This is a genomic window from Microcoleus sp. LAD1_D5 (assembly GCF_036702115.1).
GTDB lineage: Bacteria > Cyanobacteriota > Cyanobacteriia > Cyanobacteriales > Microcoleaceae > Microcoleus.
In genome coordinates, this window is record NZ_JAUBSA010000065.1 from 11,674 (window position 1) to 35,809 (window position 24,136).

17 protein-coding genes are annotated in these 24,136 nt (G+C 43.9%); 11 read left to right on the forward strand and 6 right to left on the reverse strand.

The window, feature by feature from the left end; genetic code table 11:
- Positions 1-6 precede the first annotated feature (6 nt).
- The 3 genes from QUA70_RS22285 to QUA70_RS22295 form a co-directional block, all read right to left on the reverse strand.
- Positions 7-2,181, reverse strand: a complete 2,175-nt coding sequence (locus tag QUA70_RS22285; RefSeq protein ID WP_333349932.1) for a glutamine synthetase III — start codon at positions 2,179-2,181, stop codon at positions 7-9.
- Positions 2,182-3,081: 900 nt separating this feature from the next.
- Positions 3,082-4,332: an alpha/beta hydrolase gene (locus QUA70_RS22290; protein WP_333349934.1), complete on the reverse strand. Its 1,251-nt coding sequence runs from the start codon at positions 4,330-4,332 to the stop codon at positions 3,082-3,084.
- 151 nt (positions 4,333-4,483) lie between these two features.
- Complete coding sequence (locus QUA70_RS22295) at positions 4,484-5,320, reverse strand: GIY-YIG nuclease family protein (RefSeq protein WP_333349936.1); 837 nt, start codon at positions 5,318-5,320, stop codon at positions 4,484-4,486.
- A 236-nt stretch (positions 5,321-5,556) separates the two neighbouring features.
- On the opposite strand from QUA70_RS22295, the gene QUA70_RS22300 reads away from it, so the two are divergent.
- Complete coding sequence (locus tag QUA70_RS22300; protein ID WP_333349937.1) at positions 5,557-7,338, forward strand: SWIM zinc finger family protein; 1,782 nt, start codon at positions 5,557-5,559, stop codon at positions 7,336-7,338.
- Positions 7,339-7,395: 57 nt separating this feature from the next.
- On the opposite strand, the gene QUA70_RS22305 is transcribed toward QUA70_RS22300, so the two are convergent.
- The gene (locus QUA70_RS22305) at positions 7,396-8,007 is read right to left on the reverse strand and encodes a 2OG-Fe(II) oxygenase (protein ID WP_333326077.1); all 612 of its coding nucleotides are present in this window, start codon (positions 8,005-8,007) and stop codon (positions 7,396-7,398) included.
- 216 nt (positions 8,008-8,223) lie between these two features.
- On the opposite strand from QUA70_RS22305, the gene QUA70_RS22310 reads away from it, so the two are divergent.
- The 8 genes from QUA70_RS22310 (at position 8,224) to QUA70_RS22345 (ending at position 19,865) form a co-directional block, all read left to right on the forward strand.
- On the forward strand, positions 8,224-8,604 hold the full coding sequence (locus QUA70_RS22310) for a hypothetical protein (protein ID WP_333349939.1): 381 nt from the start codon (positions 8,224-8,226) through the stop codon (positions 8,602-8,604).
- Positions 8,605-8,795: 191 nt separating this feature from the next.
- On the forward strand, positions 8,796-8,891 hold the full coding sequence (locus QUA70_RS22315; RefSeq protein WP_333349940.1) for a globin domain-containing protein: 96 nt from the start codon (positions 8,796-8,798) through the stop codon (positions 8,889-8,891).
- A 126-nt stretch (positions 8,892-9,017) separates the two neighbouring features.
- Positions 9,018-9,809: a DUF3050 domain-containing protein gene (locus tag QUA70_RS22320; RefSeq protein WP_333326071.1), complete on the forward strand. Its 792-nt coding sequence runs from the start codon at positions 9,018-9,020 to the stop codon at positions 9,807-9,809.
- A 143-nt stretch (positions 9,810-9,952) separates the two neighbouring features.
- A complete protein-coding gene (locus QUA70_RS22325; protein WP_333326070.1) occupies positions 9,953-10,315 on the forward strand; it encodes a hypothetical protein in 363 nt (120 codons plus the stop codon).
- Between the two features lie 247 nt (positions 10,316-10,562).
- A complete protein-coding gene (locus QUA70_RS22330; protein WP_333349941.1) occupies positions 10,563-12,899 on the forward strand; it encodes a glycoside hydrolase family 31 protein in 2,337 nt (778 codons plus the stop codon).
- Positions 12,900-13,061: 162 nt separating this feature from the next.
- Complete coding sequence (locus QUA70_RS22335; protein ID WP_333349943.1) at positions 13,062-13,208, forward strand: hypothetical protein; 147 nt, start codon at positions 13,062-13,064, stop codon at positions 13,206-13,208.
- A 159-nt stretch (positions 13,209-13,367) separates the two neighbouring features.
- Positions 13,368-17,924, forward strand: a complete 4,557-nt coding sequence (locus QUA70_RS22340; protein WP_333349945.1) for a beta-propeller domain-containing protein — start codon at positions 13,368-13,370, stop codon at positions 17,922-17,924.
- A gap of 75 nt (positions 17,925-17,999) precedes the next feature.
- Complete coding sequence (locus tag QUA70_RS22345) at positions 18,000-19,865, forward strand: ABC transporter ATP-binding protein (RefSeq protein WP_333349947.1); 1,866 nt, start codon at positions 18,000-18,002, stop codon at positions 19,863-19,865.
- 18 nt (positions 19,866-19,883) lie between these two features.
- Here the strand turns inward: QUA70_RS22345 and QUA70_RS22350 are convergent, their stop codons facing one another.
- On the reverse strand, positions 19,884-20,306 hold the full coding sequence (locus tag QUA70_RS22350) for a hypothetical protein (protein ID WP_333349949.1): 423 nt from the start codon (positions 20,304-20,306) through the stop codon (positions 19,884-19,886).
- Positions 20,307-20,599: 293 nt separating this feature from the next.
- Here QUA70_RS22350 and gnd point away from each other — a divergent pair, with 293 nt between their 5' ends.
- Entirely contained in the window at positions 20,600-22,054 is a 1,455-nt protein-coding gene (gene gnd, locus QUA70_RS22355) for a decarboxylating NADP(+)-dependent phosphogluconate dehydrogenase (protein ID WP_333349951.1), read from the forward strand.
- Positions 22,055-22,120: 66 nt separating this feature from the next.
- Here gnd and QUA70_RS22360 read toward each other — a convergent pair whose 3' ends face one another.
- Positions 22,121-23,599, reverse strand: a complete 1,479-nt coding sequence (locus tag QUA70_RS22360) for an alpha-amylase (protein ID WP_333349952.1) — start codon at positions 23,597-23,599, stop codon at positions 22,121-22,123.
- 345 nt (positions 23,600-23,944) lie between these two features.
- Here QUA70_RS22360 and QUA70_RS22365 point away from each other — a divergent pair, with 345 nt between their 5' ends.
- Positions 23,945-24,121, forward strand: a complete 177-nt coding sequence (locus QUA70_RS22365) for a hypothetical protein (RefSeq protein ID WP_333349954.1) — start codon at positions 23,945-23,947, stop codon at positions 24,119-24,121.
- The last annotated feature ends 15 nt before the right edge of the window (positions 24,122-24,136 follow it).

Here is a 24,136-nt window from a genome sequence, read left to right on the forward strand (position 1 = left end):
TCGCGATTACTTAACAAACAGCATTTCTTGATAAGTAGGCAGAGGCCACAAATCATCAGCCACTTCACCTTCCAGAGCATCCGCATACTTGCGAACCTCATCCATCAAAGGACGAATTGTTTGCGAAGCATACTGCATATGGTCTTCTGTCGAAGCAAAATCGTGCTTGCTCAAAGCATCACTCAATTTGCTGGCAGTATCCATCATGGACTTAACCAGCACCGCTACTTTTTCGGCACTTTCCTTTTCCATTTCAATCCCAATCTCTTTCAACTTAGAAATCGTGCCGGAAAGTTCAGCTAAATACCTCACCGCTGCGGGGTAAATAATGGTTTTTGCCATGCTTATTACCAGTTTTGCTTCGACTTCAATTGCCAGCAAATACTGCTCTGCATAAACATCGTAACGGCTTTCCAATTCAACGGGAGTCAGAACACCTGTCTTTTCAAACAAGTCTTCAATGTATCCTTCCTTCAACACGGGCAAAGCATCGGCCGTAGTCCGCAAGTTAGCTAAACCCCGTTCCTCAACGGCCATTTTGTGCCATTCTTCCGAATAGCCGTTGCCGCCAAATACAACCGCACCGTGCTCGTCCATCACTTCTTTGAGAAGTGTTTGGATGGCAGCATTCAGTTCAGTTCCCTTAGCCAAATCGCTTTCTAATTTGTTAGCAATCCAGTCCAAAGAATCTGCAAGAATTGTATTCATCGCCACCAGCGGCCCGGAAACAGACTGACCGGAACCTACTGCACGGAATTCAAATCGGTTTCCAGTAAAGGCAAAGGGCGAAGTCCGGTTTCTGTCTCCAGCATCCTTCATGAAAGTAGGCAGTGTTTCTACGCCTAAGTTCATAATTCCCCGACATTTAGAGTCCTTAACTTCTCCCCGGCTAATTTGCCCGAAGATCTCTTCTAACTGCGAACCCAAATAGACAGAGATAATTGCTGGTGGAGCCTCATTTGCACCCAATCGGTGGTCGTTGCTAGCAGTCGCAACTACCGCGCGCAACAGGGGGCCGTATTTGTGAACTCCGCGAATCACAGCGCCGCAGAAAACTAGAAATTGTATGTTCGAGTGCGGTGTATCGCCTGGGTCTAATAAGTTTCCTTGGGTGGCATTGCCGACCGACCAGTTGACGTGTTTGCCAGAACCGTTAATGCCGGCGAAAGGCTTCTCGTGCAGCAAACACATAAAACCGTGTTTCTTCGCTGTGTTGCGGAGAATTGTCATGGTTAATTGTTGGTGGTCGCTGGCGACGTTTGCAGCTTCAAAAACAGGTGCAATTTCAAATTGACCGGGAGCTACTTCGTTGTGGCGGGTTTTGGCAGGAATTCCCAGCCGGTACATTCTTTCTTCTACTTCCTGCATGAAGACTTGAACGCGCTCTGGTATCGCTCCAAAATAGTGGTCGTCAAATTGCTGACCTTTCGCAGGAGGTTTGCCAAACAGGGTGCGACCTGCTAGCAGTAAATCTGGGCGGCTGTTGGTGAAATTGGCATCTACCAGGAAGTATTCTTGTTCGGAACCGCAACTGGAATTTACCGGAGCAATTTCGGTATTTCCTAATAGCTTTAACACTCGGGTTGCTGCTTTGTTCATTGCGGCAATGGAACGCAAAAGCGGCGTTTTCTTGTCTAAGGCTTCACCTGTCCAGGAGATGAAGACAGTGGGAATGCACAATGTCATGCCGTTGTCTGTTTCCATGACATAAGCAGGGCTGGTGACATCCCAGGCTGTGTATCCGCGAGCGGCGGCGGTGGAACGGATGCCGCCGTTGGGGAATGAGGAGCCATCGGGTTCGCCTTGTACGAGAACTTTGCCTGCAAATTCTGAGATGACGGAGCCATCGCCTTGCACTGAGATGAAAGCATCGTGCTTTTCGGCGGTGCTGTTGGTTAGCGGGTAAAATACGTGGGCGTAATACAGGGCTCCTTTGGAAATAGCCCAATCTTTCATTGCTGCTGCAACTACATCAGCTACGGAATCATCGAGTTTTTGTCCGGTTTGAACGGTGTTTTTTACTGATTTGAAAATGCTTTTGGGCAGACTTTCTTGCATCTTGCTCAGACTAAAAACGTCTGTTGCCCACATATCTTCTAACCGCTTGGGAGGCTGGGCAGGCATCTGTTTGCGGTTGACGATTTGAGAAATTGCTTGAACGCGCGATTGGTTTCCACTCATGGTTATTTTTATTGGGATTGCAGGACGAGTCGTTGATAAAAAATAGATGTTAGCAAAAGTTTAACGATTGACGAATATGTTGGATTTACCCAAGATTTTTTGTCAAGGCTAACTTTTGGGAGAATGCCTTTTTTGGCAGGCTCTAAAAGATTGGAGGAGCGAGGCTCAATCACTTCGCCGTCCATCAGGCGTGACAATCCAGTGTGAGATGCGGTTGGATTTCGATTATTAGCAGCAATAAAATAGATGACAAGAGTCTGTACTAACTTGAGTCAACATGATAGATGTCTGCGCTGCACAGATTTAGTAACTAATCTTCACCCTGGTCAGCTCAAAAATTTTGTGCGAATCAATTCCGATGAATTCAGGTCAAAACTACTTATGGTTTTTAACGGTTCGACGATCGATAAATCGCAGTCCAGCAAACAACGCACTCGTTTAGGGGTTTTGGAGAATTATGGAGAGTACACAATCTACACTTGGAGAGTTTAAACAATCATTAACCAAATAAATGTATCCTAGGCTACAGAAGTTTAGGTTTTTTTCAGAAAGGTCGATCGCACCGATCGCACACAACCGCAGGATTTCAGTGTAACAGGACGCTGGGCGCTGAAACTGCGGGGCGATCGTACATTTACAGGACTTATCGAGGGATACTATATATACTGTGCCAAGAAAAGGATCTCACTTTGGCGTTGCTGAATTCGGGTATGAAATTTGTAGGGGCAATTCCCCCGTGGTTGCCGCACCGCTGACGGGGTAAGCTTTTATTTAGCACCGCCACAAAACTTTCCCAGCGCAGTAATGGGGATTTCTAGGGATATAAAATGAAGAGAGTTAGAGCCATATTTCAGGCAGTTTGAGATGCCTTTATTTAAGTATAAATGAGTATTTAAACTTTTATTTAATTGGTTGGTAATCGGAAGACTTCAGAGAATGAGCCAAAAAGCGTTCTGTGTAGTACAAAGCAAGTTGATTGCTCGGGCCATTAAAAACTGCATCAAAGGCGTGTTCAGCCCACGGAATTTCGAGCAAAATAGCCCGATCGCCGGTGGCTCGCAATCGTTCGTATAGCGATCGACCAAACTTGGGCTGAACGATATGGTCGCGACCTGCATAAACCAGTAGAGAAGGGGGAAGATTCGGTTTAATATAATTGATGGGAGAAGCCCGACGGTAAAGCTCGTTGAGTTCGTCTGGGGTTCCTCCCAAAAAGGCACGCAAGACGGCTCGAACATTTATGGCATCAGGAAAAGGTGGGTCATTGTATCCCCGGAGCAGGTCATTTGGCCCGTAATAGTTGACCACTGCTCGAACTGGAAGCACACTGGAATCATAAGCAGTTAGCATTGCTAAATGGGCACCTGCAGACCTTCCCATCAGAGCAATTCGATCGAGATCGATTTCCCAATCACCAGCATGAGTTTTGATATAGGAAAGAGCGGCTTGTACGTCGTCAAGCTGAGCAGGAAATCGATACTTGGGAGCGTGGCGGTAATCAATTGCAACCACACAATAGCCTTGAGCGGCCATATAACGGCTGAATTCCTCATTGGAATCGGGATTGCCTCTCTGCCAAGCTCCCCCGTAGAGCGTGATAATCGCCGGATATTTGCCAATTTGCATCGGCCGATAAAGGTTTAGTTGCAGTGAAACTCCGTCAGGGTTGGCAAATCCAATAGCCCGATCGATCCTAACCTCTCTGAGGGGAATTCCTCGGAACGCATCTGCAAGGATAAACGGTTGAGGGCGTAGCTGCGCGCGTAAAGCTTGAGGAACGGCTGCTAAATAGTTTTCCCCTAGAACAGCTTGCATTTGCGTAGCTATCGCTGCATTGGCTGCTGGGAACTGAATCAGGGGTAGCAGGCCAAGGATTAGGGCGAACAGGTTACAAATTGACAAAATAATGTAGACTTTGCCTTGATGCCGTCTGAGCAGGTTCAGCAGAAGGGCGATCGTATTGATACCGACCAACCAAGGACTGATTTCTGGTGCTCCCACCGCCAAAGGGTACAGAAACATCGTGGGTGCTGGTACGATGACCCAGAGACTGAGAAATAGTGCGATCGTACTCAGGAACCAAGAAATAAATGGCGAGACTAAGAATGCTGCCAATAAAGGTAACTTTTTGCGGTTCTTCTTGTGGATCATCGGATTTTCGCAGCCTAATTTTTAATCAGTTTAAATTAATCTGGCGGTTTTTATTGGTAAGTCGATCGCCTCTGGCATTTTACCAAACCAGCAGCTTCATTGACTCCGACATCCTGCGTCGATCGAAAATGCTTTGCATCGTTGGGTGGCTTTACAAGTTAACCCAAAGCAGGGGAACTGGATCGCTTCTGAAACAACATAATCCCGATAATTCATAATTACTATTTTTTTGGGCCTCCGCAAACACCTCTTCTGTGATTGCACGAAAATTTACTCCCGCTAATTTGGTCAGTTGAGTTTTTTCTTTATAGTTTCGATAAAAATCTGTAGGGGTGATATGAATGACAACACCATTACAGGCAAATTCCCAGTGGTTGTTGTATGACCGATGTTGCCGGGCCATTGTTCGCTGCGCTCTACTACCTGGACGAAAAGTTTCTCCAGCAAATAAATTGAATTTACTATATCTATGACGCTTAAATTTTAGGCTTGTATTTGTGTTTTGGTTTTGTTTTATGTAGTCTTTTATCTTAGCTGCTGTTCCCTGAGAAGACAAATTTTGCCAATCATATTTGAGATGGACTTTGAGGAGCGTGTCAGGAGCTTTAGGTTCCATACCGAAAATAATTAGCCGTCTTGAAAACTTTTTTAGAAAATCTCTTAACACAATTTCTGATGGGATGACAGCAGGTGTTTCAACCTCTGTATTGTTCAGCAAAGGCTGGAATCTTTTAATTAAGCCTTTTTCTGCTTCACCCAAATTTTCTTCATTCCATGCTTGCCAAGCCAGTCTAACAGGAAACTCTTGGTCAATTTCTTCTAACTTATGGAGGCGGTGATGATTTCTCCATCTTGCCACCAAATTCTTAGCTTTCCCTATATAAAGAACTCTATTATTTGCATCTATCGCAAAATATATAGCTGCACATTCAGGTAACTGCTTGCGTTCAGATAAAGGAATTGAGGGTAACTGCCAAGGATTAAGCATACTGGACCTTTGATGATTCTTAGCTAAGCACTAATTATAAATTAACAATAAACTATTGCCAATATTTTTTGTGTCGAGTGCTACTCGTTTTCCTTTGTAAGGAACCTTCTCGGTGCTTGCTTTATAGATTTTTGAAATTTAGGGAAACCTCAAATCGGGACGCAATTAAATTGTAGACCAAGTGTATTTCTGAGGTAAAATCGAGTCTAATCCTTTAATTGCTGAGGCATAGTCTCATGGTTATTCCCAAACTCAGTGAAACAACGATCAAGCTTCACACCTCTGCCCAATCTCTCAAGCGGGGTGAAGCTTACTATTTAGCTGGCAATGTTACTAGGGCAGTCCGGCGTGGCAATATGGTGCAAGCAGTAGTGGAGGGTTCCGAAGTAGAACCCTACCGTGTTACCCTGCCCTTTGATGATGCTGGATTAGCATCTACATTATTCTGCACTTGTCCTTATGAGAACGGTGGATGGTGTAAACACATTGTTGCGACGTTGTTATTGTGTCTGCGGCAACCAGAAATAATTGAGCAGGGCCAGACACTCGAACAATTGCTCGATCGCCTCAACGATGTACAAACCCAGCAATTAATACAGCATTTAGTACAAAAAGAACCATCACTCATTGATGCGATCGAACAATACATTAACTTAAGTGCTATTCCTGCACCTTCAAACCAACCTACCAAAGCACCGCGCCACACCTCCATCGATCCTGCTCCCTTTCGACACCAAGTACGACGAATTTTGCGAGAGGGTGTTCGTTATTTCGAGGATGGATGGGAGGAAGAAGACCCGATTACAGAAGAACTTTTAGATGTAATTCAGCGAGCCCAGGAATTCAGCGCACAGGGGGATGGCAACAACGCCTTAGTAATTTTAGAAGCCATAACCACAGCCTGCGTTGAAGATTGGAATGATGTAGAAGAGTTTGGCGCTGAAAATTATGAGATAGCTAACGCTTTGAATGAAGCTTGGACAGAAGCAATTTTGACGGCTCAACTAACTGCTGAAGAAGAGATTGATCTCCAGGTGATGTTAGAAGCTTGGCAAGATGAATGGGATTGTGATTTCAGTATGAGCTTGGAAGCTTTACGCCAAGGTTGGGATGACCCCCTACTCCAACAGGTACTTGAAGGCAATATTACTGGGCAAGGAGTTTGGGCTGGTGACGCACCAGACTGTGCTCACGACTTAACATTGATTCGCTTGCAAATCCTCGATCGCCAGGAACGCGATCAAGAATACTTATACTTAGCCCAAGCAGAAGGTTGTACTCAACAATACTTGACGATGTTAACTCGTTTGGGGAGAGTAGAAGAAGCAGTGGAAGCTGCGGCTACTGAGATGCAATCAGCGGAAGATGCTTTTGCTCTTGTTCAAACTTTAAAGCAACAGGGAGCCTTAGAACAAGCTCTGAAAATTTGTCAAGCTGGGTTAAATTTGTCAGGTCGTTGCCATTACCAACTGGCAATCTCGATGAGTGAGCTGGCTGTTGAGTTGGACGAAGACGAAGTGGCGTTAAATGCTAGAATCCAGATATTTAAAATCAAACCGTCTTTTAGCGATTATAGTTTAGTGAAGGAGTTAGCAAGAGATAGTTGGTCAACTTTGAAAGCAGATTTGTTAGCAACTCTGAAAACTAATGAAAGTTGGAATTTTACTGACGCGAAGGTTGATATTTTTCTGGATGAGGGAATGATTGAAGATGCGATCGCCCTTGCTGATGGCTTGAGTTATTACCAATCAGCACTGATTCACCGAGTAATGGGGGCTGCTATCAGCCACAGCCCCGATTGGGTAATCGCCAATGCTTGTCGGCGTGCTGCATCGATTATGGATCAAGGGAAATCAAGCGAGTACAATCTTGCGATTAAGTGGTTGGAAAAAGCCCGCGCTGCCTATTTACACACAGGGCAAAATCTTCAGTGGTCTGCTTATCGTTCTCAACTGATGCAACTACACAGTCGGAAGCGGAAGTTGATGGAAATGCTCAAAAGTCCCGCTTTAGATTGAGCCTTAAGTTTACGGTAAACCCAAGTGAAAGCGACCAAACCCAGGATCGAATAAACCTTACTTAATTTTTGCTTTCATGGCCCTAGATTCCACTGTGAATCCTGGAATATCTTGCAGTTCTGTTTCGCTCAAACTGTACTGTTCGCAAACCAAACTCAAACGAGTTCCGGTACTTTTAACGGCGTTGACAGAGTGAGTCAAATCTCCTTGAAAATAGATCAGCGAGTTGGCTTGCGGCTTAATCTGCCCGACTTGCTGTTTGTTGCGCCGCAGTATCAACTCTCCCCCTTGCAAATTCGGCGGCACTTGCACGTATAAAACGCTGACGGCTGCGGGAGGTTCAACTGTTTTGCAGTACGATCGCAAAGATCGATCGATATGCGGATCGACGCGGGAACCTTCACCCAGCAACAAAGGGTTGAGGTAAAAAGCATTGCATTCAGGCTGTAATGCTTGGTCTAGATAGGGTTTGAACAAAGGGAACCGCCGTTCTACTTCGGCGATTTCCGAACGTTGAAACACCACGGAAAACCCTTTTGTGCCAATGAAATCGCGATTGAGGTTGTTGATTGCTAGATAAGGGGAGGCTAGAATTGCTCCTCGCAAGTCGTTGAGGTAGTCGATCGAGAAAGCGTTAGGATGTTGGCTATAGTATTTCAAGGCACTCAAAAATCATCAAAGTTTAAGGAAACAGCAGATAGAAATGCAGCAATCGCTCAGAGTTGGGATTGCTTCGTTTTTGGCGGAGGACATAATAATGTTGATTTAAGTCTGCGTACTTAAGTCAAAGGTTTTTCTGGCGTTGCTGATTCACGGTATGAATTACCTTTTACGCTTGAAGTTACAAAACTCACCCTCAAGCGGGCTTATAGCAATTGCGGAATCTTGAATTCATACCTCTATTCAGCAACGCCGTTTTTCTTAACTGCGGGCGATCGCCCGGAAGTGTCGCAACCGACTAACAACTGCCAAATATTACTCTACAGGCGATCAACTTTCGCCACTCGTCGTTGTGATTCGATTATATTTGCAATTCCATTATACATGATGCCGCTCAGCAGGCGATCACCCATTTATTTTAACTTGTGGAATTGCAGGGGCGAGCCTAATTTCGGCGATCGCATCCGGCCACTGTTTGCTCACCGATTTCTTGAGCTTGCTAGCTGGAAAACAGATGCGTGTTGGTGGTGTGTCCGAAACATCTTGCTAAAAAAAGCAATGCGTGCATTAGGTCAAAATGCAGGGAGGGCGATCGGCAATATCTAACGGGCGATAGAACGTTAATAAAGTTTACAAATAGAGGGTGGTCTAAAAAATACCAGCAGTCACAACAGTTACTAAGTAATTATTTCAGATTAAATTAATATTTCACGGGTGGAGAACAGCAAAAGTGCCAGCTATAATTAACCAGAGTAAGTAAAAAAACAACAACTCGCTGAAACCATAGGCCAACAACATTGTACGAAAAAATGGTTGGAGAACCAGCCATTAAAGAGATAGTGGATGATTTTTACCGCGATGTTTTGGCTGACGAGATACAGCACTTTGCTTAATGATTAGGTAAAAGAGTAGAGTGCAATGTTATTTTGCTCATTGCTGTTAATGTACCTCTTAGTCAGGCAAAGTGCTGTATCACGGTGTAATTCGAGCAAATCGCCAACAATACTCTGGAGTAAAGTATGAATCACCATCAAATTTCAGAAACCTTAGATCCATACATTCAGTTATTAGCACAAACCTCCACAGCCCGCAATGCACTACTCACTCACTCAATTTATCAGCAAGTCAATGACTTGAAATCTCTACAAGTGTTTATGAAATCTCATGTTTTTGCTGTCTGGGATTTTATGACACTTCTCAAAACGCTGCAACGTCGATTGACTTGTATCGAATTACCTTGGGTTCCTCCAATAGATATCCATTCGGCGCGATTAGTTAATGAAATAGTTTTGGCAGAAGAAACAGATGAAATTTCTCCAGGTTATTACTCAAGTCACTTTCATCTCTACCTAGCGGCGATGGAAGAAGTTGGTGCAGATAGCAAACCAATTCGGAGTTTTATTGCTGCAATTCAACAAGGTTTTTCTGCTAATGAAGCTCTGGCAAATCTGCCTATCTCCGAAGCCACTAAAACTTTTGTAATGACCACATTAAAAGCAGCAAGCGGATTGAATCACGAAGTGGTCGCAGTTTTTCTATTAGGTAGAGAGGATGTGATTCCCAAGATGTTTCAACAAATCCTTACCCAACTAGAAGATGCTCAAGGTATTGCCTGCAATTCGTTTCGTCTTTATCTGGAACGACACACCCATCTTGATGAAGAGCAACACGCACCAATGGGACAGAAACTATTAAGAAACATTTGTGACAATGACTCTCTAAAATGGATGCAAGCTCTAACTGCTGCTAACAATGCTCTGCAAGCACGCCATTGTTTGTGGGATGGCATTACTCAGTCGATTCAACAATAGTTGAATCGGAAATGAGCGCGTTAGCCCTTCCTTTTAAATTGAAAGAGCGATCGCATCTAGCCTCATCTAGCAATCCCAGGCAATCTTACAGCACTTGGCTTAACGATTAGGTACCATAGTAGAGGTGGCAAGAGGGAGAAAAAATGAAACCCTACTCCCTAGATATGCGTCAAAAGATTATTAAGACCTACGAAGCCGGTAATACTTCTATTCGTCGGCAAGTGGCAGCAAGATTTCAAGTCAGCACAAGTACGGTACAGAAACTACTCAAACGAAAAAGAGAGACAGGAAAATTCTTCCCTGGTCAGGCAAAAGGGGGTAAACCGAGTCAACTATTTGGTCAGGAACAGGGGTACAAAATTTACGACTTGTGCAAGGATTGCTATAGTAGCGGATTTAAGTTATTTCTGACATCTCGCACCCTTATCAAGAACAGGCAATATGCCTGTTCCACAAGAAAATTTAGTCTTTGTGGAACAGGCATATTGCCTGTTCCTAAAGCCTGATTTAAAATGAAAAATGGTGCAAAGCGTCAGTTATTTTCCACTTAATTTATGGATAGCTGTTTCATTTTTTATAGTAGCTTATTCGGCTAGCCACGGTATTGCTGAAGTATATTTTAGCGCCTTTGTTAATTTACTTGAAAGGCTGACAAGTTGTATTCCTCCTTTAGCTAGATGACGGCAGTCAAGTGCGGCTTGCACGATCGGTTTACTAATTGCAAATTACCAATTACTAATTACCCAATCGTATATGCCGCAATACTTCGGAAAACTCCAAATTACTGAACAGCCTTGGTCAACAATAGGCGCGGTAGAGTCCATAAATAAAACCGATCGCACAATTCACTTTAATTGCGGCGAAACTTCCCTAAACATCAGCATCCTCGCACCGAATTTAATCCGAGTGCGAATGTCCCCGACAGGTGAATTTAACAGCCGATCGCACTCAATAACTGTCCCTGACGAAGAGTGGGAAATTATACCATTTGAAGTGCGAGAAACAGACGAAAAAATAGAAATTGAAACAGCACAAATAACGATTTCAGTCAAGCGCGATCGCACTTCCATGGAATGCTTTGACAAATCGGGAAAACCATTTGCTAGCGACTGCGATCGCAGTATGGGATGGCGCACCGGCGCAACCGCAGGCTGGAAACGCATCGAAGCAGACGAACACTTCTACGGTTTCGGACAACGCACCGGCTTTCTCGACAAACTCTCCGAAGTCAAGACAAACTGGACAATAGACGCGCTTGACTACAATTCCCTCAGCGATGAAATGTACCAGGCGATCCCATTTTACATCGCCCTGAATCCCGATCGCGCTTACGGCATCTTTTTCAACACGACATTTTGGAGTCAATTCGACATCGGCGCCCAACAACCGGGAGTTTTGCGGATGGAAACCAGAGGCCCGGAACTCGATTACTACATCATTTACGGCCCGGAACCCGCCCAAATTCTCGCCACCTACACGCAGTTAACCGGCCGGATGCCGCTTCCGCCAAAATGGGCGCTGGGATACCACCAATGCCGCTGGAGCTACGACTCCGAGGACGTTGTGCGGGAGTTGGCGAAGGAATTTCGCGATCGGGCGATTCCCTGCGATGTCATCCACCTCGACATCGACTATATGGACGGCTACCGCATTTTTACCTGGAGCCCGAAGCGTTTCCCCGATCCCGCGAAACTGATCGCAGACTTGACAGCAGCCGGTTTTAAGGTTGTCACGATTGTCGATCCCGGTGTCAAGTACGAACCGGAAGGGGATTATGAAGTATTCGATCAGGGTGTAGAAAATGACTATTTCGTCCGCACCGCAGAGGGAAGGCTATTTCACGGTTACGTTTGGCCCGAAAAAGCGGTGTTTCCCGATTTCCTGCGGCCAGAGGTGCGCGAGTGGTGGGGCGAATTGCACAAAAACCTTACAGATATGGGCGTTGCGGGGATTTGGAACGACATGAACGAACCTTCGATCGCAGAACGGCCTTTTGGCGACGGCCACCAACACATCTGGTTTCCGCTGGATGCACCGCAAGGCCCGGAATCCGAGGGCGCCACCCACGCCGAAACGCACAATTTGTATGGTTTAATGATGGCGAAAGCTTGTGCACAGGGGTTGCAAAAAGTGCGATCGAACGAGCGATCTTTTGTGCTGACGCGATCGGGTTTTGCGGGCGTTCAGCGTTACTCGTCGGTATGGATGGGTGACAATCAATCGCTGTGGGATCATTTAGAAATGTCGATGCCGATGCTTTGCAATATGGGGCTTTCCGGCGTGGCGTTTGTCGGTTGCGACATCGGCGGTTTTGCGGAGAATGCAACCGCCGAAATGTTCGCGCGGTGGATGCAGGTGGGAATGCTGTATCCCTTGATGCGCGGTCATTCGGCGATAAGTACGGCCCAGCACGAACCGTGGGTTTTTGGCGATCGCACTGAGAAGATTTGCCGCGAATACATGAATTTGCGCTATCAGTTGTTGCCTTACATTTACACCTTGTTTTGGGAAGCAGCGACGACGGGAACACCGATTTTGCGACCGCTACTATATCACTTTCCGCGCGATCGGGCAACTTATCATCTTTACGATCAAGTATTACTCGGCCCGTCGCTGATGGCTGCACCTGTTTACCGGCCGGGAGTTGAGCATCGCGCCGTGTATTTGCCGGAGGGTACTTGGTACGATTGGTGGACGGGCGAATGCTATCAGGGCCCGATGCACATTTTAGCTTATGCACCTTTGGAGAGAATGCCGCTTTACGTGCGGGGTGGGGGCATAATTGCGATCGCACCTGTGAGGCAATTTGTCAGCGAAGAACCGCTTGAGTCATTAAAAATGCGAATTTGGCCCGGAAGCGGTGAATGGACGCTTTATGAGGACGATGGACACAGTTTTGAACATGAAAAAGGTGTCTGGGCAACGACTAATTACAAGGTGTATTTGGAAGGGGACAAAATTATCGTTGAAATTGCCGCGCGCGAGGGTCAATTTTTGATTTCTGAACGCGAAGTTATTGTGGAAGTTGTTGGCGTTGGCGAACAGCGATTTACAGATGACGGTACGGTGCGGCGTTTGACATTTGGATAACTTTGGCATAAAGCGGTTTATGCTATGGTGGCATTCATTCAGGGCGATCGCTCGATCTGGTAGAGTTTGAGATGGAAAGGGCGATCGTATCATGGAAAATAGGTGAGTCTCTGATTCCGGTGTGGTGCGATCGAATTCATCAGCAATGGGCGGGTAGGTTGAATGGGTAGGTGTGCTCTCCAAGAGTGTGCTTCCCGCAGGGTGCACCTAGATACAGAGATTAATATCATCAGCTTTTTCAGCTTGATGGTGAAAAATGTTCGTTATGTTAGAGATTTAGCGGTGGTGGGTTACGGCACGGCAAGTTAATTATTTGTTTTGATGCTATCCGTTATTGCCCGTGCCTAACCACCCCAGTTAGATGAGATTTTATGAGCACCACATTTACGGGAGAACCCTATCACCTAGCTAATTTGTTGCTTGTGGCTGGCAAAAAATCCGAAAGTTAATGATTGGGAGAGAAATAGAATGTCTACAAGAATTGAAGAAGTTAAGAAGCAGTTATCTAGTGAAAGTGAGCAAGAAAGACTTGCTGCTTTATCAGAGACTCTCAATTATGGTCAACAAGGTTTAGAACTATTGATTGAACAGTCTATCAAAGATCAATCAGACAGAGTTAAACAATTTGCCTACAGAGTTTTTCGTGGTGATAATTGTTGGTTGAGGGAAAATACACCAGAAAACTTAATTATTTGCCCAACAGATATTATTACTTGTCTAGCAATAAGTGCAGATAATACTATTTTAGTAGGAGGGAGTTGGAACAAGATTTGGGTATGGAATTTGCAAACGGGGGAAATAATTCATAGTATTGAAGGACATTCGCACTGGGTTTTGTCTGTGGCTATTAGTCCTAATGGAAATAAATTAGTTAGCGGAGGTGCAGATAAAAATATTAAGGTATGGAATTTAACAAGTGGGAAGCTTATTCATACATTAATTGATCTAAGTTGGTATTCTAATTGGATTACTGCTGTTGCTATCACTCCTGATGGAAAAACCATTGTGAGCGGTAGCAGCACCAAAACCATCAAAATATGGGACTTAAATACGGGGAATTTAAAGGAAACTCTACAAGATCCAAAGGAACTATCTTCCGTTTTGAGCTTATGTATTAGCCATGATGGAAAAGTGATCGCTTGTGGAAGCACTAATAATAAAATCACCTTATGGAATTTAGATAGCGGTCAATTCATACGCAGTATTGAAGGACATTCAGCTTGGATTCAATCTTTAAGTATTACTTCAGACAACACAACCTTAATTAGTGGAAGTCGTGATGGTGTTGTTAAATTTTGGCAATCAAAATCTGAAAAAGAGTCTTCAAATCAATCAGGTTCAGTTTTGGGGAAAGGTTTAGTAGATGTAGCAGCTACTGTAGCGGGATTTTCATTAGGAGGGCCTATAGCTGTAGGGGCTTGGGTTTTAGGTAGAATTATTGTTGCCGCAGCAGATAATAAAGATGTTCCTGTACTACCTCTTCAAACTCTTCAAAATTTAGAATGTACCAACACTTACCCAAATAATCAATCAATTAATTCTCTAGCTTGTCATGTCAACCAAAATATACTTGTAGTAGGTTTTTCCAAAAATATTAAAATCTTTGACTTAAAAAATAATAGGATTATCTACACTGAACCAGAACAGCCTGGTTTTATTAGCTCTGTAGCAATTAATTATGACGGAAAAACTCTTGTTGTTGCAGGTAAAGATTGGGTAACATTGTTGGATACAAAAATAGGAAAACCACTCCATCCTATTAAAGGATGTTCTTATCCAAAACTAAGCAATATTGTTATTTCTGAAATTTCCCAAGCACTCTTTTGTGGTCAAGCCCAGCATTTTACTGTTAAAGGTTTAGACCAGAATAATAGAGAGATGAGCCTTAACAATACAGATGTTAAATGGGAAACTACCGGAGGGAAAATCGAACAAGGTTTATTTACAGCAGGTCAACGGGAAGGAAGATTTGAAGTTAAAGCAAAGATAGGCATTTTTGAGACTTCTGTCACAATTACTATTATTCAGCCTCCTAGAATCACTGAAATTTCTGTTACTCCTTCTAGTATTATTTTAGAGTTTGGTAAAACGCAACAATTTACAGCACAAGTTTTAGATCAACGCAGAAATCCCATGTGGGAAACTGTATTATGGGAAGTAAGCGGAGGGGGGAAAATTGACCAAAATGGCAATTTTATAGCTGGAAGCAAACAAGGTAAATTTGAAATCATAGCTTCAGTTAGTTCAATTCGTCGAGTTATTCCAATTACGATTATTGAACCTCCGAGACTAGCAGAACTAATTATTATATCTTCAATACCTCAATTAGAGTTTGGTCAGAGCTTTCAGTTTCGAGTTAAAGGAGTAGATCAGTATGGTGACAACATACAAACAGGAGCAATTACTTGGTTAGTAAATAGTGAATGTGGAACGATTGACCAAAATGGCAATTTTATAGCTGGAAGCAAGCAAGGAGATTTTGAAGTTAGAGCTTCAGTCAGTTCAATTCGTCGAGTTATCCCAATTACGATTATTGCACCTCCGAAGCTAACAGAAATAATTTTTACATCCTCAACATCTCAATTAGAGTTTGGTCAAAGCTTTCAGTTTGAAGTTCAAGGATTAGATCAGTATGGTAAAAACATACAAACGGGAAAAGTTACATGGTTAGCAATTAGTGGAAATATTGATAATCAGGGCATATTTTATGCGGGCGACCGAGAAGAAACTGTTATTATTAAAGCAAGTATAGCGACAATTAACACTTGCACAGAAGTTAAAGTTTACCAACCTTCTCGGTTAACATTCATAGAGATTTTACCTTCATCTGTTATTTTAGAGCCAGGAGAAAGCCAAATATTTAATGTGGTTGCTTTAAATCAACGACGTGAAGAAATATCTGTCAGCGATATTGAATGGAATGCAACAGGCGGCTTCATTGATCGAAGTGGCAATTTTTGTAGTGGAGAACAGCAAAAAGGTGATTGTCAAGTAACCGTCAATGTAGGACATTTAAGTGCTAACGCTGAAGTTACTGTTACTCCTGTTCTGAGAGGGCTAAAAATATCTCCTGAACAGGTAGAACTTAAACCAGAAGAAGAATTTACTTTTACTGTAACTGGATTAGATCAGGTTGGCTATCCTTTAGAAATAACGAATGTTAGATGGATCAGTACAACTGGTGGATTAATTACCGATAAAGGAGCTTTTAAAGGCAATTATAAAAAGCGCGAAGTTACTGTTACCGCCAAATTAGGAAAATTTAGCGATACAGCTAAAGTTATCCTCCTGCCTGTTTTAAGACGTTTAGAAGTTCAACCTGGTTTTGTTTATCTTAAATCAAGCGAACATCAAACATTTGTTGTTAAAGGATTCGATCAATTCGGCTGTCCCATCGCGGCCGGTGAGGTTGATTGGGAAACAACCGGAGGTAAAATTGATCGAGATGGGACATTAACTTTTACTCAGAATGAGCAAGGTTATTTTCAAGTAACTGCAACATCTCAATTAGCTCCCAAGTACACGCAAGATGTAAGAAAACTATTTTTATACACTGGGATTTCTAGCAGAATAATATCATACTTGATTTCCTATGAAATGCGGCTCCAACCGATGTTTGCTTTAGATTCAGGTTCAACAGATACCGCTGAAAAGTTAGATGATTCAATAGTTAATCAGACACAAGAATTAGATACAAGTACAGAGGAAATCGAGGAAATTCAAGAGACGGATACGATAGTAGAAGCTGACGAACCACTAGATATAGAGGTAGATCAAACAACAGATATTGATACAATTGTAGATCCAAATGTATTAGATTTTCATACAGCTTTAGAAGAGTGGTTTTGGAAAAAACTGCAAAAGCTAGTAGCTAAGGTTTTTCTGTCTATCAGCCGTTTTTGCTTGAGTGAAGCAAGTGCAGGCTTAAGCGCTTCTGCTGATGTCTTTGTTTTGGCTGTTGAATACAATCCCTATAAATATTTTAAATGTTTTAATATCATTAATGCTTATGCTGAATCTGTTACTTCTTTGGCTATTACACCAGATGGACAGAGACTTATTAGTAGTAGTTTTGGGGACGATCCTATTATAAAAATCTGGTATTTAAACACGGGAGAGTTACTAAGTAAGCTAGAAGATAATACACACTTTGTTAAGTGTGTTGCTATTAATCCAGACAGGCCAACACTTGTTAGTACAGGTTGGGATAGCACCATTGGTGCAGTTATAGATAACGACATTAGTGGGGATTTGAATAGCCTTATAGATAGCGGTATTAAACTTGTTAAGTATGTTGCTATTAATCCAGACGGGCAAACACTTGTTAGTACAGGTTGGGATAGCACTATTGGTGTAGTTATATATGATGATATTAGTTTGGATTCGGATAGCTACGACTTTGATGATAATGGTTGGGATGGGAAAATGCTATACTCTGACTATGATGATATTGGCATTAATGGAGATTTGAATAGCTTTATAGATAGCAGCATTAACATTTGGGATTTAAAGACTAATGAGTCCCGACACTCTTTATATTGTTCAAATACACTTGATTTAAACACAGGCAAATTGCAAACGATTATAAGATGGAGTATAGGATGGGTTTCCGCTTTAGCTATTACACCAGATGGTAAAACACTCGTCAGCAGCAATTATGAAACGATAAAAATCTGGGATTTAACGGCGAAGAAATATCCAGATGTTCGGCTAACTTTAAAGAGTTCTGCTGAAACAATCAAGGATTTTACACTTACACCCGATGGTCAAAGAATTGTATCGGCTGGTTGTAGAATAATAAATGACGATTATGATTTGTTTGATAACGATTCTGATTATGATTATGAGTCGTTTATTGAGATATGGGACTTAAATACTGGAGAACAACTTCACTCTATAAAAGAGTATTCTACAAGCGATAGTTGCGTTTATTGCCTTGCCATTACGCCAGATGGAAAACAAATTATCAGTGGTCATGGTGATGGAACTATTCGTATATGGGGAATACCAGAGTTGAGTCTGTAAGAATAGATCGTGAAAAGCACCTTTGTTATAATATACCGTCCGGGGATGAGTAGACCCGACACCTACCCACAAACTATGCAACCCATCCAAATTACCACATTTCAAGCTTTGCGCCGCAGCCTGGGCCTGATAATCAAAGCCGCACCAATAGAACTCCGCCATTTAATAATACTCAACATTATCAGCGGTGCGGCCCCATCTGCCGTGCTATTCTTAGATAAATTAATCATTGATGAAGTATCTCGGTTGCTGTCGCAAACCCAAACAGCACAGCCCTTTGCTTTGATGCTTTCCCGGCCAATATTGCTGTGGAGTATTGCCGGAGTCTTAAGTCTTAGGTTAGTCGGCGATGCCCTAGACACAATGAGCTCTTTTGCAGCGACATCTTTGCGCGATCGCGTTCAAGGCTTTGTCGAAGGAAAAGTCCTCGAAAAAGTCGCTAATTTCGACGATATTGCCCTGTTTGAAAACCCGGAACTATTAAATATAGTAGAACTAGCAAAAACCGGAGTATTCAAAATACAGCAACTAGCATTTACCATCAGCATGACCATCACGGGAATTTTTATATTTATTCCATCGATAGGCCTTGCTGCTGCAATAGCTTGGTGGGTGCCAGTGGTGATGTTGATTTCATCCTGTCCCTCAATTTACATCCAAAGAAAATATAGCAAAATCATCTGGAGAGTTCAAAGAAAGCAAGCTAAAATCAGCCGCGAGATGAACTTATCCGCTAGAGTATTGACGGGCGAAGAATATGCTAAAGAATTGCGTTTGTTTGGCTTGCAGGAACTTTGGCTCAAACGCTGGCAGGAGCAGTTTTTGCAATTTTTTAGCGAGATGCAGCAAATCCGAAAAAAAGGAGCAATTGTTTTACTATTGTGGTCAGTGTTTAGTAGAATCGGAGTAGCTTTGCCATTTGTTTATGTGGTAATGGGAGCTTTGGGTGGTCGCTATACTTTGGGAGATTTGGCGCTGTATTCGGGTTTGATTGTTCAGGTGGAGCAAAGTTTGCAATTACTTATAGGCAATTATGCTAATTTGTACGATATTTCCCTCGGCGTTAGTCCGATTTTTCAACTTTTGGAACTCAAGCCCGAATTGCAGTCTCCGCTTGTGGATGTAGCATCTCGCCTGCCTAGTTTACCAGAAGACGGGAAAGATTCCTGCCCCACAAAAGATAAAATTGGCATCGAGATTAAGCATCTATCTTTCTGCTATCCCGGTAGCAATAAAAGCACGGTTGAAGATATCAACTTAACGATTAATCCGGGTGAAATGCTAGTGCTTGTTGGTGAAAATGGCGCGGGTAAAACAACTCTTGGCAAACTCCTCGGTCGCCTGTACGACCCGACAAGTGGTACGATCGACTGGAACGGCAAAGATTTGCGATCGTACTCTCTAGCATACGTGCGATCGCGAATCGCCGTCGTCATGCAAGATTACGCCCGTTTCCCCTCCACAGTCCGCGAAAACGTCGGTTTCGGCGACTTGCTTTCACTCTCAGATGACACCGCAATTAACGAAGCTATTTCCGAAGCAGGAATTAGCGCAAAAGTCAATAGTCTTTCCGCAGGTTTAGAGACACCGTTGGGGAAACAATTAGAAGACGGCATAGACTTATCAGGGGGACAGTGGCAAAGAATTGCGATCGCCCGCGCCTTAATGCGGCTTTCTACAGCCGAAGTCCTAATTTTTGACGAACCAACCGCCGCCCTAGACCCCAAGACAGAACACGAAATTTACAGCATCTTCCGCCAAATAGCCGCCGGCAAAACAACCATAGTCATCAGTCACAGATTAGGCTTAGCAAAAATTGCCGATCGCATCGCCGTCATGGAAAACGGTAAGATAGCAGAAATAGGAACTCACGATGAATTGATAGCATCAAACGGAATTTACTGCTCAATGTTCACCCGTCAAGCTAGCAGCTATATTTAGTCAACAGTCAACAGTTAACTATCTCCCCGTCAGCGTATCCCCGTAAGGATCAGGCAAAGCTTGCTGCACCTCCAAAAGCGGTAAAGGATCTCCAGTCAATGGTGGGCTAATCAAATTTTTTTTTAGCCCATCCCCCTTGCGATCGCGCTCTTGCAAATGCGATAATTCCTCTTGATAAACCGCAACAATCCGCGCCAAACTCCCCGCCAAATCATCCCAATTCTCATCTCCTCCCAACTTCTCCGAAATTCCCTCAAATAACTCTCCCGCTTGCCTTTTTTGAACATAAGCTTTCAAAAGCTTTCCCGACTTTTGCAAAACGGCCTGATAAATATCCCCATCCGACCACCACAGCCCCTGTTGACTCAGCAGCCAAGTCAAAATATACTCGCGAGCGTGTTGCTCCTTCACCCAGGCCGCGAGATACTGCAAATCTTCCATAGTTACAACAGTCTCCTAAATTTTCCTTAAAATGTCCGCTTGTTTGTATCTACCGTTACCGCGATCGACATAATACCTGCCTTATCATCACCTGTCCGCGTCATTAATATCCCTTAAATCTTAAAAAAACCCTACTGATTTACCAAACAGCAATTCTGAGAATATAAAAATAAACCTAAACCTCCTAGGTCTATTGTCCAATACTTTTAGTCCACCGGAAAGCGGTACACCCCGCCTCGCTTTCCTCTCTCGCAAACCTATCATCAAGCGGGAACAACCAGCGGGTTATTAGCATGACAAAGCAAAATTTTGGTTTAATCGGTCTAGCAGTGATGGGCGAAAACCTAGCGCTCAACGTCGAAAGCAGAGGCTTCTCCGTGGCTGTATACAACCGCACAGCAGCCAAAACCGACGACTTTATGGCCCTACGCGCCCCCGGCAAGAACATTGTAGCCGCCAAGACTCTGACAGAATTCGTCGATGTCCTAGAAACCCCGCGCAGAATCTTAGTCATGGTGCAAGCTGGGAAACCCGTAGATGCAGTCATCGACCAGCTCAAACCCATGCTGTCACCGGGCGACATGATTATTGACGGCGGCAACTCGCTCTACGACGACACCGAACGCCGCACCAAAGATTTAGAATCGATGGGACTGGGATTTGTGGGCATGGGCATCAGCGGCGGCGAAGAAGGCGCGCTGAATGGTGCTAGCTTGATGCCCGGTGGCACGCACACTGCTTACGGCCTACTAGAGCCAATTCTCACCAAAATTGCGGCTCAAGTAGATGACGGCCCCTGCGTCACATTCATCGGCCCTGGTGGCGCCGGTCACTACGTGAAGATGGTTCACAACGGCATTGAGTACGGGGATATGCAGCTCATTGCTGAAGCATACGATTTGCTCAAAAACGTTGGTGGATTGGACGGCAAGCAGTTGCAGGAAGTTTTTGCCGAATGGAATACCACAGACGAACTCAACTCGTTTTTGATTGAAATTACGGCTAACATTTTCAAGTACAACGACCCGGAAACTAAGCAACCCTTAGTTGAGGTAATTATGGACGCAGCCGGTCAAAAAGGCACCGGCCGCTGGACTGTTATGAGTGCTTTAGAATTGGGCGTGAGCATTCCCACAATTATCGCTGCTGTGAATGCGAGAATCATGTCTTCTTACAAAGACGAGCGCGTTAAAGCTTCCCAAACACTGACCGGGCCTAGCGGCAAGTACGAAGGCGATACTAAAGAGTTTGTGAACAAAGTCCGGGATGCGCTTTACTGCTCGAAGATTTGCTCCTACGCGCAAGGCATGGCGCTTTTGAGCGCGGCCTCAAAGTCGTACAACTATGACTTAAGTTTGAGCGAAATTTCCCGAATTTGGAAGGGTGGCTGTATTATTCGGGCTGGCTTTTTGGACAAGATTAAAACAGCTTTCAAGGACGATCCCACGCTGCCGAATTTGCTGTTAGCGCCGGAGTTCAAACAGAGCATTCTCGATCGCCAATCAGCTTGGCGAGACGTGTTAGCTACTGCTTGCCAACTGGGGATTGCAGTGCCAGCATTTAGCGCCTCGCTGGACTATTTCGATAGCTACCGGCGCGAAAGATTGCCGCAAAACCTCACGCAAGCTCAGCGGGATTATTTCGGGGCTCACACCTACGAGCGCACCGACAAACCCCGCGGCGAATTCTTCCACTCTGAGTGGACGCAGACTGCTAAAGAGTCGCTGCAAACGGGTACTGCTGATTAATTAATTTTTGTAGGGTGCGTTTCGGCGCACCTTACAAATAGACAATGATATTACTACCAACCGCTCTTATTCCTGAACCCACACGGATACTGAACCGCCTTGACAGCGAAACTCGCCCCAACCCCACTCGTTAATAGAAACAGGTTCCTGAATATGCCCTGTTAAGTCCACAAACTTAGCATGAGGTTTTCCAACTTCCATCCACTTGGAACCCTCCGGGCCGTCACTCATAATTACTGCCATTGCCTGTGGATTTTTCCGAGTGCCCAATCTCGTCCAGCCAATGGTATTCCAATGATCGAAATAGTCATATTGAGGGCCGTAGGCGAAGTGTTTGCGAGCATGGAGAAACTTGTCAATTAGCGATCGATGAGAGGGCATAACAATCTTATACCGATTACCATCACGCCCCCAATCTTCATATTCTGCACCGTAATAATCGCCGTAGAAAATGCAGGGATAACCTTCTTTTCGCAATAAAATAATCGCATAAGCAAGAGGTTTAAACCAGGATTCTACCACAGATTCAAGTGCTTGCAGCGGTTGGGAATCGTGGTTTTCCACAAACGTTACTGCATGAGCCGGTTGCTGCTGCATCATTGTACCGTCTAAGATGCGCCGCATATCGTAGTTACCGCCCTGTTGGCTGGCGTAATGAAAGTTGTAATGCAGTGGCACATCAAAAACTGACATTTTGCCCTTAACTGAACCGACATACCAGTGCAGGATATCGATGTTTGGTGCCCAATACTCACCGACAACAAACAAATCTTTGCCGACATATCGCTCTAATTCATCCAACCATTCCGGAAAAAACCAAGACGATATGTGCTTGATGGCATCTAAACGGAAACCGTCGGCACCTGTTGTGTCGAGATACCACTTACCCCAGCGTGTAATTTCATCTCGTACCCATTGATCCTGGAAATCCAGATCGCACCCCATTAAATATGCAAAATTGCCATTTTCTAGGGCAACATAGTCATCAAAAATTTTCCCTTCTATTAAATAGACTGTACCGCGATCGTCTGGAGTGTATTCGTTGTAGTCTACTGCGTCAAAATGCCACCAGTGCCATTCAAATTGGGAATATTTACCTTTGCGTCCGGGAAAGTTAAAATTGGTGTAGCTTTTGATTTCTTGCAATCCACCTTTGGGATTTAGCCGATTGTTGTGAGGATAAGGAGTTGCCTTAAATATCTCTGCGGCATCTGCACCCATTTTGTGGTTGATAACTACATCGGCATAGACTTGGATCTGAGATTTGTGCAGGGCTGCGATCGCATCCAAATATTGCTGCTTAGTACCATATTTGGTGCGTATTGAATTTTTTTGGTCGAATTCTCCCAAATCAAATAAGTCGTAAACCCCATATCCAACGTCGCTTTGCCCGCCACTTCCTTTGTAAGCTGGGGGCAGCCACAGTGCGGTAAAACCCGCATCTGCCAATTCTTTCGCTTGATTTTTCACCTCATCCCACAGGGTTCCTCGATCGGGAATGTACCAGTGGAAATATTGCATCATCGTGCCGTTGATATCTGCCATTTTTCACCCTTGCCTTGAGATGATATTGACAATTTAAGGCGATCTTAGGCTACAGCATTGCCCATTGTCACGGTATCCGCATTAATTTTTTCTAAAACTCCGGTTTGGGGGTGATTAAAGTTTTGTTACATTTCTCAACTCTAAAATCTTTTGACTTTCGCCTGACTCTTTGAACCATACTTGAACTTGAGTGCAGACAAAAAGCCCCAGTCCCAGGTCGGGAATCTAAAAAAATCAGTAAGTAAGATCACAATGTGCTTGTGATCTTACTTGCGGTCTTAGTAGATAAATATACTGAGCAAATCTGCTACCATCATAACTACTCCTTTTAAAAAATGTAATTTTATGAAATCTTTTATTGTAAGAGCCGCTGCCGTTTTCGGTGTGATTGCGACATCGGTATTGGATACATTGAAAGAAGAAGAGGAAAAAAAACGTTTATTAGACAGTGGTATTATAGCAATACTCCGGACAGTTTTTAAGCAGCCAAAGTACCATAAGACAAGACTGAAGAAAGATTAGGATGGTTTAAAATCA